This window comes from Novosphingobium sp. TK46, assembly GCF_055361525.1.
The window spans coordinates 3,043,439-3,057,688 of record NZ_CM143963.1; the positions used below are offsets into that span (position 1 = coordinate 3,043,439).

The window sequence follows — 14,250 nt, forward strand, 5'->3', positions numbered from 1 at the left end:
CATCGGCTTGCCGGACGATACGCCCGTTCTCGCAGCGGGGCAGGCGACCGCTCGGGCCGCGCGGGGGGGTGAGGGGCCGGCAGCGGCCGGGGAGACCGGCGGCGCGCAAGGCGCTTGCCCTGCAGGCGAGCCGACGCGGCGCGATCCCTTCTCTGCGCAGACCCTCCACGACTTGAAGCACGCCAACCACAATTCGTGGACGCCCGCGCGCAAGGCGGCGTTCCTGCATCACCTTGCCGAGGCGGGAAACGTGCGGGCGGCGGCGGCGCGGGTGGGGCTCTCGCACCAGTCGGCCTATGTCGCGCGGCGGCGGGATCGCGCCTTCGATGCCGGCTGGCAGGCGGCACTGGTGCTGGCGCGCGGGGTGGCCGAGGAGGCGCTGAGCACCCGCGCGCTCGATGGCTACGAGGAGCCGGTGTGGTTCCGGGGCGAGCGGGTCGGCACGCGCCGCCGCCATGACTCGCGCCTGCTGCTCGCGCACCTCGCGCGGCTCGACAAGGCGGCCGAGGAGACCGACGCGGGCGACCTCGCCGCGCGCTTCGACGAGCTGGTGGCGGGGATCGCGGGCGAGGCGCCCGCAGCGGGCCTGGTCGATCACGGCCCGAACTGGAACACGCCCGCGCCGCTGCTCCCCAAGGCGCGCGAGCCCTTCGCGGACCGGCGCGCGGCGGAGCTCCAGCACGAGGCGATCGCGCAGTGGCAGGCCGACACGCGCGCCGGCCTCGCCACGAAGGACGACGAGCCGACCGGGCTCTACACCCCCTGGTTCGACGCCGCGCTGGCCGAATGGGACGCCTGGCACGCCCGCGCCTGCGCCAGCGTCGACGCGGCGGTGGAGGCGGAGAGCCTCGAACCGCTGCCCGCCAACTGGGAGATCGTCGACGAATGCGACGCCTACGGCGCCATCGACGAACGCGACGCGGATGGCCGGGTGCCGGACTGGAACGACCCGATCTACCGAGACGACGATGGGGAGGAGGACGACACTCCGGTGGTGGAGTACAAGTCGTGGGGGATGGCGAAGGTCAGGTTCGTTCCCGATCCAGCGCGAGGACCGACGACGCAGTCGCCGGTGATCGACGCTGGCTCGCCTACCCCACTTCGTCACCCTGAACTCGTTTCAGGGTCCATGGTGCAGGGTAGCTCAAGTGTCGGGATCGCAGAGGGCGCGGGCGGTTTGCCGCCTCACACGCCCGGGCATGCGGCACGATGGACCCTGAAACGAGTTCAGGGTGACGGATTGTCGGGCGGAGAGCGAGGCGCCAGGGTCGATCGGCGCCCGGTGGCGGGCGACGGAAGATGCCCTCAGGACACCGGCAACTGCGGCAACCTGGCGGTCGCTCAGCCCGCGCCCAGCTTCGCTCCGAGTTTCCGGGCCAGCCGCCAGCCGAGCGCCTTGGCGCGGTTGCTCGCCGGCCAGCGTCCGGGGCGCGCAGGGGAGACGCCCCACTTGCGCAGCAGCCCGTTGAAGGCGCGCGCGTCGGCCTCGGCGAAGCTCCACTCCGAGCGCCAGGTGATCGAGAGCGAGACCGACGGCTCCGGTCCGTTGCGCACGAAATGTGGCGCCATGACGGGGACGTAGATCGCCTCGCCGGGGTTGAGCGCGAAGGCGGTGCCGCCCGCCAGCAACTCGTCGCGCCACTTGAGCTCGCGGCCGCCGCCGGTGTGGTAGGTTTCGTGCACGCTGTCCGGCGCGAAGCGGGGGTCTCCGGCGGGGAACTGCGTCATCACCTTGGACCCGCGCACCTGCAGCAGGATGTTGTGCTCGGGGTCGAAGTGGTAGGGCGTCATGCTGCCGGGGCTGCTGATGAACACGAAGGCCTGCGTCTTGAGCATCCGCCCGGTCCGGCCCACGATATCGGGGGTGAGCTCGGCCAGCAGATCGGCCAGCAGCGCGGCGTAGGGAGCGTGCTGCTCGACATTCTTGAGCACCGCCCACGAAGCGCTGCTCTCGATCCGGCGGATGGTCTCGCCGATGGGCAAGCCGGTGGGGGCGGGCTTGCCGTCGATGCCGATGGGCTGGTCGGCGGCGTTGTACTCGACCGAGGCTGCCGGCAGCGCCTCGGCGAGTTGGGCGAGGGCTTCGCGCTCCAGCAGCGGGTGGTGGTCGAGGGTGTGGGCGAGGACATGCGGCTGCTCGGGGTAAGCGGCGGCAAAGGCGAGGCGGGAGGCGGGCGGAAAGACGCTCATCGCTTGGTCTCGGCCCGAACCAGCTGGCGAAACGCAAACCGCCGCGCCGCCCCGCCGATGGCGATCGACAACCGCCCGATCTCGCGCCGCTCCCGCCAGATGTGGTCGATCATCGGATGGTCGGCGGCGGCACAACTGTCGGTCCAGATGATCGCGGGGTTGTCGAGGATCGCCAGATTGGCCTGTTGCAGCAGCACGCCGGGGGAATATCGCGAATACCGCTCGTCAAACGCCGTCTTGAACGAGAACGCGCCCGGCGGACACAGGAACGAGGCGAGCATGGCGATGGGTTGGTCATCGAGCGTGAGCGTCAACCGCTCCAGCCGCCCTCGCTGCGCCGCGCCGGCCAGGCTCTCGCAAAGCAGCGCGGCGGTGGCGGGATCAGAGGCGAGGGCGGAACCGGCCGCACCCTTCCACCCGGCCTGCTCAAGGCGGAGGAAGGCGTCGCACCATTCTTTCAGCCCGTCCGCAGCGGTCGAGCGGTGGAAGGCGACGGTACCCTCGTCGGCAAGGCGGTTGGCCTGCCGGCGCAGTTCCTTGCGCTTCTTGCCGGACAGCGAGTCTTCCCAGTACGCCTGGGATGACAGCTCGGAGGCGAGCAGGGCCCGGGCCTCCCGGTGGACCACCTCGGCCTGTCGATTCTCGTCGGCGATGACGGCCTCCAATCCGGCGAACAGCGGACCATCGAGGGGCAGATCGCGCAAATGCAGGAACATCGCGGCGCCGGCCTGCTCGTCCGCCCACCGCAGCAACGCCTTCCAGAACACCGCCTCGGCGCCACGCGCTACCAGTGGCGCGCCGCAGAAGGCATTGGCGTGCAGCCAACTCGCCAGATGCGGAAAGGGCCAGCGATAATAGCGGCTCGGACGAACGATCGGCAGTAAACCGGCAAGTTGTCCGCCCTGTCTGAAGCACAACAGGCGTACGTCCGCGAAATTGCCAAGGTGCCGCAGCGAAGGCAGGAGGTACCAGCTTTCGAAGAACGGGTTGGGCTCGCTCGCCCGGTCCGCGAGATGATCCCACGATGCTTGGGCATCTGGCTCGGCCATTTCCGGCCCGGACGCCAGATGTAGCGAGCCCTCGTCGACGGCGAGGCTTGGGGGTTCGGCGGCGGCATGCCTGGTCCTGAACTGCGTCGCCACGGCTTTCATCGACCCCACCTGCCGAGCGGACGGACCGCACATCCTGATCGCTAGCAGATGATGGTCACGATTTGCTTAACTTGCATGCCAAGAAAGCCTCGGATCGTGGGCAAGGCTTTCTCGGGTAGTTCGGTTGTCAGGCGTGCCCAGCCAGGATGGCAAGCAACAGCAGCGCGACGATGTTGGTGATCTTGATCATCGGATTGACCGCTGGCCCCGCAGTATCCTTGTACGGATCGCCCACTGTGTCACCGGTGATCGCAGCCTTATGGGCTTCGGAACCTTTGCCGCCGTGATTGCCATCCTCGATGTATTTCTTCGCGTTGTCCCACGCGCCGCCACCCGAGGTCATCGAGATGGCGACGAACAGTCCGGATACGATCACGCCGAGCAACATCGCGCCGAGTGACGCGAACCCCTCGGCTTGCCCTGCGACTGCGGTGATGATGAAATAGACCAGCACGGGGGATAGCACCGGCAGCAATGAGGGTACGATCATCTCCTTGATCGCCGCCCTCGTGACGATGTCGACCGTGCGGGCATAATCCGGGCGGCTCGTTCCCGCCATGATGCCAGGGTTCGAGCGGAACTGCTCACGTACGTCCTTGACCACCGAGCCTGCCGCCCGGCCGACGGCGGTCATCCCAAAAGCGCCGAATAGGTATGGTAGCAGCGCGCCCAACAGTAGGCCTACGATGACGAATGGGTTCGAAAGGGAGAAATCCACCGTAACGGCCGGGAAGAACTCTTTCAGATCGGTCGTGTAAGCGCCGAACAGAACCAATGCGGCCAGCGCTGCCGAACCGATGGCGTATCCCTTGGTAACGGCTTTCGTGGTGTTGCCGACAGCGTCGAGTGCATCGGTGCGAGCCCGGACGGTCTCATCCAGTCCTGCCATCTCGGCGATCCCGCCAGCATTGTCGGTCACCGGTCCATAGGCATCGAGTGCGACCACCATACCTGCCAGCGCCAACAACGAGGTGGCGGCGAATGCGACCCCGATAACGCCCGCTAGCTGATAGGTGGCCACCACCGCCACGACCAGAACCAATGTCGGTGCCGCCGTCGACTCCAGGCTAATCGCGAGACCCTGTATGACGTTGGTGCCATGTCCGGTCTCGCTCGCTTTCGCGATCGAACGTACGGGGCGGTAGTTGGTGCCGGTGTAATATTCGGTGATCCAGACCAGCAGGCCGGTGACCACTAGCCCGATCATCATGCACCAGAAAAGATCCAGGCCGGTGAACTCCGCACCACTTCGCGCAGCAGTGCCAAGCCTGCCCTGTGTTGTCAGGCTGTCGGTGCCCGGTTGCAAAAATCCGGCTCCTCCGATCACGGCATGAAGATCCTTGAAGACGTACTGAAACACCGCGTAGATAAGTACGGCTGACACGATGACCGTGACCCAAAGACCTTTGTACAACGCGCCCATGATCGAAGCCTTGGCACCAAGCGTGACGAAAAAGGTGCCAATGATCGAAGCGACGATGCACATTCCGCCAACCACTAGCGGGACCGCCATCAGCCGAAGCAGATCTGGTGTCGGAGCCTTTACGAGCAAAGCGATGGAAACCATCGTCAATCCGATCGTGACGACATAAGTCTCGAACAAGTCGGCCGCCATGCCGGCGCAATCGCCGACATTGTCACCGACGTTATCGGCGATGACCGCGGGATTGCGTGGGTCGTCTTCAGGGATGCCCGCCTCTACCTTACCGACCAGATCTGCGCCGACATCCGCCGCCTTGGTGAATATGCCACCGCCGAGCCGCGCGAAGATGGAGATGAGGGAGGCACCGAACGCAAGCGCTGTCAGAGCGGATATGACCGGTCGGGCATTCGGTGCGAACCCGGCGGGCCCGATCAGATACCAGAAGAGTCCAGAGATGGAGAGAAGTCCCAGCCCAGCGACCAACATGCCCGTAACGGCGCCTGATCGGAAAGCCAGCGTCAGTGCGCCCTGGAGCGAGCTTTGCGCGGCGGCGGCCGTCCGAACATTAGCTCTCACTGAAATGTTCATACCCACAAATCCGGCGACTCCGGACAGAACCGCGCCAATTATAAACGAAACTGTCGAGAGCGATCCTAACGTTAGATAGATCACGACCGAGACGATCACGCCGACCACCGCGATCGCAGTATACTGACGACCAAGGTAGGCCTTTGCCCCTTCCTGAATAGCTGCTGCGATATCCTGCATTTTTGTGCTTCCCACAGGCGCAGCTAGCACTTGTCTACTGGTGACCAGGCTGTAGAGCACGCCTACAAGGCCCAGGACGATTGCAACCATGACAAGGTCCACGGTACATCCCCTTTCCCAACTTATGTTTTTTGCGGCAGCTTTTTTACGCTGCTCTTAGGAAGGGCTAAGCTTTGCTTTGCTGTCTAGCAAGTACCAACGCCTTGGCACATTGCCAGTGCCACCCGTCGGTGGTCGGCAGTCAGTGCTCGAATCCGAGTCGGTCTGGTAATGGTACCCGACGGTCAAGGAAGGTGAGGGTTAGACCGACGCCGGCCTGAACCGCTCCGATCGGATGGATGATAGTTCTACATGATCCTGCTGCGGACCGCAGTGCGGCCTCGGCGGCAACGGGTGCTGCAAACAACAGGCAATAGTCATCCCCTGCTGTCGCCGCTGCGAGCCGGGCGGTGCAATCATTGCCCGCAACCGCGTCATATGCACGGGATAAGGGTATTCGCTCGACTTCGATGTTCGCTGCGGTTTCGCTCGCGGCAATCATCCGCTGGCTGTCGATCAACAGTCCATCCGATACATCCATCATGGCGTTTACCAGAGGGGCCAGAGCAATACCCAAGTTCGGGCAGGGCTGGGGACGCTGGTAGGCTCCAATAAGCTCAGTCCGGCTTTCGGCATCCGCACTTAGCCGACCCTGCAACAGCGCAAGCCCAAGTCCGGCATCTCCGATCGGGCCCGACACCCACAGCACGTCTCCCGGTTTTGCGCCATGGCGCGATGGGACAGTGACCCCGGCTGCCGGTTCGCCTATCGCGACAAGGGAAAAGCTGCGTGGCGTATCCTGCGGTGGGCGCACCGTGTCGCCACCCAGTAGGGGAATAGCGAAAGCGCGGCATGCCTCGTCAAGGCCGCCCAGGAAGGCAGCGTTCCAGCTGTCATCGTTCGATAACGAGTAGGTCAGAAGGCAACCGCGCGGTGCGGCTCCCTTCGCTGCAAGGTCGGATACGTTGGTGGCTACCAGCTTCCAAGCGACTGTCTCAGCCGGATCCTGCGGAAGAAAATGTGTGCCTTCGACAATGGCGTCCATCGTAAGGACCAGCCGCGTTCCGCCAACCTCGAGCACGGCTGCATCGTCTGCCAGGCCCCGCGCAGCAGGCGCGGTAGCGATCGCACGTAGGCTCGCGATGAATGTGGCCTCGGTGCTCATCAGATCGTAGTGGCGGGACATGAACACGAAGTCGAGGCCATGATCGACGATCCCCTCTTCGCGAGATTATCGAACCTGCTTGGCCACCGCATCAAGGACGCCATTCACGAACTTCGTCTCCCGCGTATCGAAAAACGCATGCGCCACATCGAGGTATTCGTTGATCACCGATCCAGTGGGGACGTCTGCACGGGCGAGAAGCTCCCAACTGCCCGCGCGTAGGATTTGCAGCATGGTCCGATCGAGACGCGCAAGTGCCCATCCCTGCGCTAGCTTGGCAGACAGCAAGGCATCGATCTCGTCTCGGCGAGCGATAGTGCCTGCCACGACGTCATCGAAAAACGAGACTTCGGCATCGGCGTACTGATCGTCGTCGATTTGCGCACCCAGTCGATGACGATGAAATTCATCTAGAAGTTGAGCCTGCGGCGTACCTTCCATCTCATGCTGGTATAGCGCCTGTACAGCGGCAAGGCGCGCAGCAGCGCGCCCTTTTGACTTGGCTTTCATATTCCCAATCTCGTTTCGATCGACCGTGCGTGAGCCGGCAGACCCTCTGCCTCGGCCAGCGCGATGGCGGCTGGACCGATCGCCTCGAGCGCACGCTCGTCCAGTTGAATGAAGCTGGTCCGCTTCATGAAATCGAGTACCGAAAGACCGGAGGCGAAACGTGCACGCCGCCCGGTCGGCAAGACGTGGTTCGGCCCTGCGACGTAATCGCCAACGGCTTCTGGCGTATGCCGCCCGAGAAACACGCTTCCTGCATGCCGGATGCGCTTGAACAACGCTTCAGGGTCTTCCGTTGCGATTTCGACATGCTCGGCCGCAAGCGCATTGGCGAGGGCCGGTGCCTCGTCCAACGATGCGACCTCGATGATGACGCCGTGCTTGTTCCAGCTCTGGCTGGCCACGCGCGCGGTGGGCAGCATCGCAATCTCGACGCCGACACGGTCCGCGACCGTATCAGCGAAGATCGCATCGTCGGTGATCAGGATCGACTGGGCCGATGGATCGTGCTCGGCCTGACTGAGCAGATCAGCAGCGATCCATTCGGGATCGTTCAACGCATCCGCGATCACCAAAATTTCGCTTGGGCCTGCAACCATGTCGATGCCGACCACGCCGAATAGCTGGCGCTTGGCTTCTGCGACCCAGGCGTTTCCCGGACCCGTTATGACGTCCACGGGGCGGATGCGGTCGGTCCCGTAAGCAAGTGCCGCGATCGCCTGCGCACCGCCGATACGCCAAATCTCATCGACGCCTGCCAGATGCGCAGCGGCCAGGACGAGGGGATTGATCGCGCCCTTGGGCGTCGGGGTCACCACAACGAGCCGCTCGACGCCGGCGACTTTGGCGGGAATGGCGTTCATCAGCAACGATGAAGGGTAAGCCGCACGGCCACCCGGAACGTAGAGGCCCGCCGCGTCGACCGGCAACCACTTGGCGCCAAGCCTGACGCCCAGTTCGTCCGTGTGGTCTCGATCTTCGGGCCTTTGCGCCTCATGGTATGCCCGAATGCGACCAGCCGCGAGTTCAAGCGCGGCACGAAGTTCAGGCTTGAGTGCATCGAATGCGTCGCGGCAAGTGGCGGCCTCGACACGCCAAGATACCTCATCGACCAACTGATGGCCGTCATGTCGGGCAGTCAACTCGGCAACAGCCGCATCGCCTCGGCTACGGACTTGCGCCAGGATCAGGGAAACATCGCGGGCGACATCGTCGTCGCTCTCGCGGCGCTCGCGAACCAAGCGAGCGAAGGCCTTTTCGAAGCCTGCATCGCGCGTTGACAGCCTCTGCATCAGGCGGCCTCACGCTCGTTCACGAGCGCACGAAAACGCTCGACCAGGGCGCCAACCCGTTCGTCTGTCTTCAATGCCGCACGATTGACGATTAGCCGTGCCGATATTTCCAGGATCGTGCTTGTCTCGACCAGACCGTTCTCCCGCAGGGTGCGGCCGGTCGATACGAGATCAACGATGCGACTGGAAAGCCCGAGGCTAGGCGCCAGCTCCATCGCGCCGTTAAGCTTGACCACCTCGGCCTGAATGCCAAGGCGTTCGTAGTGGCGGCGCGTCAGGTTGGGGTATTTGCTGGCAATGCGCAGGTGCGAGGGGACAGCACCGGTGGCTTGGCCTTCCGGTTCAGCGACCGATAGTCGGCAATGGCCGATGGCCAAATCCACTGGCGCATACAAGTCGGAATACGCGAATTCCTCGACGACATCCGATCCCACAATTCCGGCTTGCGCTGCCCCATGCGCGACGAACGTCGCGACGTCGAAAGCGCGCACGCGGATCAAGCGTATATCGGCGTTCTCGCAGCTGAACGAGAGCGCGCGCGATTTCTTGTCGTGGAACTCCGCTTCGGGCACCACGCCCGCACGTGCCATCAGCGGCAACGCCTCGTCCAGAATACGCCCTTTGGGCACGGCGAAGATCAGCGGGTTCGGCATGGTGGCGCGCTTTACGCGGCCTGACGGCCAAGGGCAACATGGGAGCGCGGATTATGGTTATCGTCTTGGTCGTTGCTGGCCGCCCCCTTACCATTGGGTGATATCAGCCAGCCTGTCGAAAGTCAGCGTTCACCCGGCGCCCATGCGCGAACGGCGAGTGCGTGGACCCGCTGACCCGGAATGTCGCCCAGTGCGGCGTTGACCATCCGCTGTCGCTGCAGGCGTGAGGTATCGTCGAAAGTTGCGCTTTCGATCTCGATGGTAAAGTGGGATTCGCCGCTACCGTCATCGCCCGTGTGGCCGCGGTGTTTGGCGCTGTCATTGACGACATCGAGGTGAGTAGGGGCGAAAGCTTCGGTTAAAAGCTTCCGCATTTCCTGTGCGATCGGTCCGGTCATGTCTTCCATTTAGAGCAAGTTGGTCCCATCTGGAAGTCGGTGAGCAGCAGAAGATTTCACGGTAGGTTCGACGCGACGGGCCACGTTTGCGCATGGCCTGGGTGCGGCGAGCCTGGCGAGTTCCGTGCTCCCGGCCATCGACCATCCGGGTTTGACGGCCCGGGTGATTTTCGATGGCTTTGCCTCGATCATGTCCGGCAGTTCAATTCGGGGTATGACTACTTCGATGGCATGAGCGCAGAAGAGATCTTCGAAGCGCAATCGCCCTTACATGGGTGGGCAAGTACCAGCCGCGCGTTCCGTGCAGATGGCGGGGTGGACGGGGTGCCGCGATGGGCCGATTTTACCGATCCTCTCGAAGCGATCAACGCGCGCGCAAAAGCGTATGCGAAAGAACGGAGGCACCATACGCAGGGACAAGCAGGGGCCTTTACCCCCGACCAGGAGCGTGCCCTGAATACGCTCGGTCTCCAGCATGGTGCCGATCGCAGCGGTCTGCGACGTCGATATACCGAATTGGTTCGGCGCTATCATCCCGACCATAACGGGGGGGATCGCTCGCACGAGGGACGCTTGCAGCAAGTGGTCGACGCGTATCAATTGTTGCGTAAGGCAGCACCCTTCGTCTGATCGTACTGCCAAAGTGGCGAAGCCTTCGTGGCATAACCGAGAAGGCTTCGCGCTCGACGGTTTAAAGGTAAGCCTAGTAGAAGAAATCGTAGATCGCGTCGACGACTTCACCTGAATAGGTGTCTACGAGCAGGACATCATCGTAGTAACGAACCCATCGATACGGCCCGTATGCTTCGGGAAGGCGGTAGTAATAGGGATCGCTGATCAAGTAACGTGACCCATAGAATTGGCTTCCTAGTGAAAAGCCGATGCCGAGGCGGCGATAGCTGTAATTTTGGAATGGTGAGTAATATCGTCCGGCCGAGTAGATGTTGCGATTGCTCGATCGATAGGATGACCAATCATAACGATTGTTGCTGCGCCAACCGCGATCCCAGCCGCGATTGTTTACCGAGCCATTATTGCGCCAAGTCTCCCGCCCTGCCGAGCCGCCTCGATTGTCTTGCCAGCCAGCGCGATCACCCTTGCCCCTGTTGTCACGATTGCCCTGCCACTGCGGCTCGGCTCGGTAATTGCGGCTAGCCTGCCATCCCGTTTGTGCACGGCCATCTCGGTCGCGCTGCCAAGCCTGTTGGCGATCACCCTGATTGTAACGGTTGTCTATCGACCTACGGTCACGATCGCGACCACGCCCTTGGAACTGATCTGTCGCACGCCCTTGAAGCACTGCACCACGATAAGCTTCGCGCTGGGCATCCGTCCAAGTCGCCTGATCCTGCATCCGGACGTTGTTGCGGCCCTCTTGGCCCCGGTATCTCTGATCGTTCTGGCTTCGGTAACGCTGACCCCGATCGCCATTCCTGATCATTACCGGCTGGCTTGAAGCCGCAGGGGCTTGCGTCTGCGGCTGTTGCTGAGCAGCTGATTGATCGCTTTGCTGCTGTCGGTTTCCACCCCGATCACCGTCGCGTTGCTCGCCATTCCCACGTTGACCGCCATCTTGCGCTACCGCTGCCACCGGTAGTGATACCGCGCACGCCATGAGTGCCATGGCACTCAGTGCAAACGCTTGCGGCTTAGCCGAGCTCGACACATTCTTCATCGCTGCTGTCCCATTCAAAGAGACGGTCGCACGCATTGCGGCCTATCCATGCAGGCCTTCTACATACGTCGCGCTGTCGCAACTCTGAACCAAAGTGGCGCCCTCTGTTCAGCTTCAGCGTTCCGAAAATGAACAGAGGGTCGCCGGCGAGCCTAGCGGGTCAGTTTTTTGTAAGCCAACGCTGTTGGGCGATCGGCAGCATCGCCCAGACGGCGACGCTTGTCTTCCTCGTACGCTGCGAAGTTGCCTTCGAACCATTCGACATGGCTATTGCCTTCGAAAGCAAGGATGTGCGTGGCGAGCCGGTCGAGAAAGAAGCGATCGTGGCTGATCACCACGGCACAACCGGCGAAATTCTCGATCGCGTCTTCGAGCGCACCCAAAGTTTCGACATCGAGATCGTTGGTCGGCTCGTCAAGCAGCAGCACGTTTCCGCCCAATTTGAGCATTTTGGCCATGTGAACGCGGTTGCGCTCACCACCCGATAGCTTGCCGACGTTCTTCTGCTGATCCGCACCCTTGAAGTTGAATGCGCCGACATAGGCGCGGGTCGACATGTCGTGACCGTTGACCTTCATGTAGTCTAGACCGTCGGAAATTTCCTCCCAGACGTTCTTCGAGGGATCGAGGTGATCACGGCTCTGATCGACGAAGCCTAAGTGAACGGTGCTGCCGATATCGATCGAGCCTTCGTCCGGCGTTTCCTTGCCGATGAGCATCTTGAACAGCGTCGACTTGCCGGCGCCGTTCGGGCCGATCACGCCGACGATGCCACCGGGTGGGAGCATGAACGAGAGGTTCTCGAACAGCAGCTTCTCGCCATACGCCTTGGTCACGCCTGTGACCTCGATGACCTTGCTGCCAAGCCGCTCGGGCACCTGGATGACTATCTGCGCCTTGCCCGGCTTGCGGCTGGACTGGGCTTCCTGCAGCTGCTCGAACTTGCGAATGCGCGCCTTCGACTTGGTCTGGCGTGCGGCAGGCGTCTGACGGATCCACTCGAGCTCTTCGCGCAGCGCCTTGGAACGGCCGGACTCCTCGCGTTCTTCCTGCGACAGGCGCTTGGCCTTCTTCTCCAGGTAGGTCGAGTAGTTACCTTCATACGGGAAGTACTTGCCGCGATCGAGTTCGAGGATCCAGCTCACCACGTTGTCGAGGAAGTAGCGATCGTGGGTGATCATCAGCACCGCGCCGGCGTATTCCTTGAGATGGTTCTCAAGCCACTCGACCGATTCCGCGTCGAGGTGGTTGGTCGGTTCGTCGAGCAGTAGGATCGACGGCTTCTGGATCAGTAGGCGGGTTAGGGCGACACGGCGCTTTTCACCGCCCGACAGACTATCCACCGGCCAGTCGCCGGGAGGGCAGCGCAGGGCTTCCATCGCCAGTTCCAGCTGACTGTCGAGCGACCAGCCATCGACGGCGTCGATCTTCTCCTGGAGCGTGCCCATCTCTTCCATAAGGGCGTCGAAGTCGGCGTCCTCCGGCGGGTCGGCCATCAGGTTCGAAATTTCGTTGAATCGGTCGACCAGGTCCGCGACTTCGCGCGCGCCGTCCTTGACGTTCTCGAGTACGGTCTTGCTGGTGTCGAGCTCCGGTTCCTGTTCCAGGTAGCCGACAGTGATGTTCTCACCGGGCCAGGCCTCGCCGGTATAGTCGGTGTCGATGCCGGCCATGATCTTGATCAGGGTCGACTTGCCGGCGCCGTTGGGGCCGACGATGCCGATCTTGGCACCTTGATAGAACTGCAGGCTGATGTCGGACAGTACCGGCTTTTGCGCGCCGGGGAAGGTCTTGGTCATGCTCTTCATGACATAGGCGTACTGGGCGGCCATCGGTAATCCTCTGGGATCTGGCGGGTAGGGGAGTTGGCGCGTCCTCTACAAGTGTGTGTCGCCGTCCGCAAGGCTGCCGCCCCGGCCGGGCCTTGCGAAAGAGGCGATGCCGTTCGCGACCGGCAGCGGAATTATGACTGTTAGAGCTAGATGAGCCGTGGTTGCGCCTTAGCGGCGCCTGGCAACGTGCTGCAGGTTCTCATCCAACAGAACGACCGAACGACTAGATGAAAAAAAGTATTCCAGCATGGCCTCATAGCCCCGCGGGCTGAGCTGCACATAGACGCGTCGTGCGTCGCCAGGATCGGCTTCGCGACTGAGCAATCCTTGACGTTCGAGTATCGAGATCCAGCGAAGCGCGGTTGTGGAGGGGACTGCGGAGCCGATGCAGGCGCTGGTCACAGAAACGCGTCTACGCTCCTTCGCGGCAATGAAAAGGTCGAGGAGAATATCCCAGGCAGGTTCACCAAAAAGTTCTTCGGACTGGAAAATCTTGGTTCGCCGCCGCCGATCATCGTAAGTCTGCCGGGCAAGTTCCACCCACACCGGATGATCCTGTGTCCCTGTTGCAAACTGAGGCGTCGGAGTTGAAGCGCGGTTCGATGCATCGACGCCGGCATGCGAACCGATTTCGAGTTCCCGGGCCATCGCCAGCAATTCATTGGCTATGCCGATCAGGCGCATGGCTTTGGCCCGATTTCGCATAGGCTGGTTAGACGCTCCACTTGTCACGATGCCCCACCGACAGCCCAATGGCTGCAGTTTGTCCTGATTCCATTCGCAGACTTTGGATGCGGTCTCTGCAGGATACGGCCTTCGCCAAGAGGCTAGGCAGATCCGCGCAAAGGCCGGTCCGGTCTGGAGGAGACACTAGGCAGGCATCGCCGCAAACGTCGTGGCGATCTTACTCCAATTCGGAGGTTCAAGAAGGCGGAGTGAACTGCCGTCGCAAGGCGTGGAGGGCAGTATCAAGGTGTGCCGCCGCAACATGGGCACCGATCTTGTCAAGGTCGGTGCGACAGTTCGAGAGGGTCTCGACAAGCTTTCGAACGCGATCATGCTGGGACACTGGATTTATCTCCACTGCGTTGGGCGTTTACGGCACCCAAGTCCGTTCAGGCGGACCATTTTATGTTTGCGACCCGGGTTGCTCCCGG

At 62.5% G+C, this 14,250-nt stretch carries 12 protein-coding genes; 1 reads left to right on the top strand and 11 read right to left on the bottom strand.

Going from position 1 to position 14,250, the window contains the following annotated elements:
• Positions 1-1,341: 1,341 nt before the first annotated feature.
• The 8 genes from ACXJ1Z_RS14610 to ACXJ1Z_RS14645 form a co-directional block, all read right to left on the bottom strand.
• The gene (locus ACXJ1Z_RS14610) at positions 1,342-2,190 is read right to left on the bottom strand and encodes a transcriptional regulator (RefSeq protein ID WP_463777606.1); all 849 of its coding nucleotides are present in this window, start codon (positions 2,188-2,190) and stop codon (positions 1,342-1,344) included.
• The gene (locus ACXJ1Z_RS14615) at positions 2,187-3,341 is read right to left on the bottom strand and encodes a GNAT family N-acetyltransferase (RefSeq protein WP_463777607.1); all 1,155 of its coding nucleotides are present in this window, start codon (positions 3,339-3,341) and stop codon (positions 2,187-2,189) included. The genes ACXJ1Z_RS14610 and ACXJ1Z_RS14615 overlap by 4 nt, the downstream gene beginning before the upstream one ends.
• 127 nt (positions 3,342-3,468) lie before the next feature.
• Entirely contained in the window at positions 3,469-5,622 is a 2,154-nt protein-coding gene (locus ACXJ1Z_RS14620; protein ID WP_463777609.1) for a sodium-translocating pyrophosphatase, read from the bottom strand.
• 151 nt (positions 5,623-5,773) lie between these two features.
• Complete coding sequence (gene thiL / locus ACXJ1Z_RS14625) at positions 5,774-6,736, bottom strand: thiamine-phosphate kinase (protein WP_463777610.1); 963 nt, start codon at positions 6,734-6,736, stop codon at positions 5,774-5,776.
• Between the two features lie 66 nt (positions 6,737-6,802).
• Positions 6,803-7,246 carry a transcription antitermination factor NusB gene (nusB, locus tag ACXJ1Z_RS14630; RefSeq protein ID WP_463777611.1) on the bottom strand — a complete coding sequence of 148 codons (444 nt, stop codon included), beginning with the start codon at positions 7,244-7,246 and terminating at the stop codon, positions 6,803-6,805.
• Positions 7,243-8,535 (bottom strand): histidinol dehydrogenase, encoded by a 1,293-nt coding sequence (gene hisD, locus ACXJ1Z_RS14635; protein WP_463777612.1) that lies wholly within the window; start codon positions 8,533-8,535, stop codon positions 7,243-7,245. The genes nusB and hisD overlap by 4 nt, the downstream gene beginning before the upstream one ends.
• The gene (hisG, locus tag ACXJ1Z_RS14640; RefSeq protein ID WP_463777613.1) at positions 8,535-9,188 is read right to left on the bottom strand and encodes an ATP phosphoribosyltransferase; all 654 of its coding nucleotides are present in this window, start codon (positions 9,186-9,188) and stop codon (positions 8,535-8,537) included. The genes hisD and hisG overlap by 1 nt, the downstream gene beginning before the upstream one ends.
• A gap of 122 nt (positions 9,189-9,310) precedes the next feature.
• On the bottom strand, positions 9,311-9,586 hold the full coding sequence (locus ACXJ1Z_RS14645; protein WP_463781264.1) for a BolA family protein: 276 nt from the start codon (positions 9,584-9,586) through the stop codon (positions 9,311-9,313).
• Positions 9,587-9,625: 39 nt separating this feature from the next.
• On the opposite strand from ACXJ1Z_RS14645, the gene ACXJ1Z_RS14650 reads away from it, so the two are divergent.
• Complete coding sequence (locus ACXJ1Z_RS14650; RefSeq protein ID WP_463777614.1) at positions 9,626-10,216, top strand: J domain-containing protein; 591 nt, start codon at positions 9,626-9,628, stop codon at positions 10,214-10,216.
• Positions 10,217-10,289: 73 nt separating this feature from the next.
• On the opposite strand, the gene ACXJ1Z_RS14655 is transcribed toward ACXJ1Z_RS14650, so the two are convergent.
• From ACXJ1Z_RS14655 to ACXJ1Z_RS14665, 3 genes are all read right to left on the bottom strand, one after another.
• Positions 10,290-11,297, bottom strand: a complete 1,008-nt coding sequence (locus ACXJ1Z_RS14655) for an RcnB family protein (protein WP_463777616.1) — start codon at positions 11,295-11,297, stop codon at positions 10,290-10,292.
• Positions 11,298-11,413: 116 nt separating this feature from the next.
• Positions 11,414-13,093: an energy-dependent translational throttle protein EttA gene (ettA, locus tag ACXJ1Z_RS14660; protein WP_463777617.1), complete on the bottom strand. Its 1,680-nt coding sequence runs from the start codon at positions 13,091-13,093 to the stop codon at positions 11,414-11,416.
• 168 nt (positions 13,094-13,261) lie between these two features.
• On the bottom strand, positions 13,262-13,777 hold the full coding sequence (locus ACXJ1Z_RS14665; protein ID WP_463777618.1) for a MarR family transcriptional regulator: 516 nt from the start codon (positions 13,775-13,777) through the stop codon (positions 13,262-13,264).
• Between the last annotated feature and the right edge of the window lie 473 nt (positions 13,778-14,250).

Coding starts and splice junctions, on each gene's coding strand:
- ACXJ1Z_RS14655 (WP_463777616.1), bottom strand. CDS start 11,297: ATGCGTGCGACCGTCTCTTTGAATGGGACAGCAGCGATGAAGAATGTG.
- thiL (WP_463777610.1), bottom strand. CDS start 6,736: ATGAGCACCGAGGCCACATTCATCGCGAGCCTACGTGCGATCGCTACC.
- ACXJ1Z_RS14610 (WP_463777606.1), bottom strand. CDS start 2,190: ATGAGCGTCTTTCCGCCCGCCTCCCGCCTCGCCTTTGCCGCCGCTTAC.
- ettA (WP_463777617.1), bottom strand. CDS start 13,093: ATGGCCGCCCAGTACGCCTATGTCATGAAGAGCATGACCAAGACCTTC.
- nusB (WP_463777611.1), bottom strand. CDS start 7,246: ATGAAAGCCAAGTCAAAAGGGCGCGCTGCTGCGCGCCTTGCCGCTGTA.
- hisG (WP_463777613.1), bottom strand. CDS start 9,188: ATGCCGAACCCGCTGATCTTCGCCGTGCCCAAAGGGCGTATTCTGGAC.
- hisD (WP_463777612.1), bottom strand. CDS start 8,535: ATGCAGAGGCTGTCAACGCGCGATGCAGGCTTCGAAAAGGCCTTCGCT.
- ACXJ1Z_RS14645 (WP_463781264.1), bottom strand. CDS start 9,586: ATGACCGGACCGATCGCACAGGAAATGCGGAAGCTTTTAACCGAAGCT.
- ACXJ1Z_RS14665 (WP_463777618.1), bottom strand. CDS start 13,777: ATGCGCCTGATCGGCATAGCCAATGAATTGCTGGCGATGGCCCGGGAA.
- ACXJ1Z_RS14615 (WP_463777607.1), bottom strand. CDS start 3,341: ATGAAAGCCGTGGCGACGCAGTTCAGGACCAGGCATGCCGCCGCCGAA.
- ACXJ1Z_RS14620 (WP_463777609.1), bottom strand. CDS start 5,622: ATGGTTGCAATCGTCCTGGGCCTTGTAGGCGTGCTCTACAGCCTGGTC.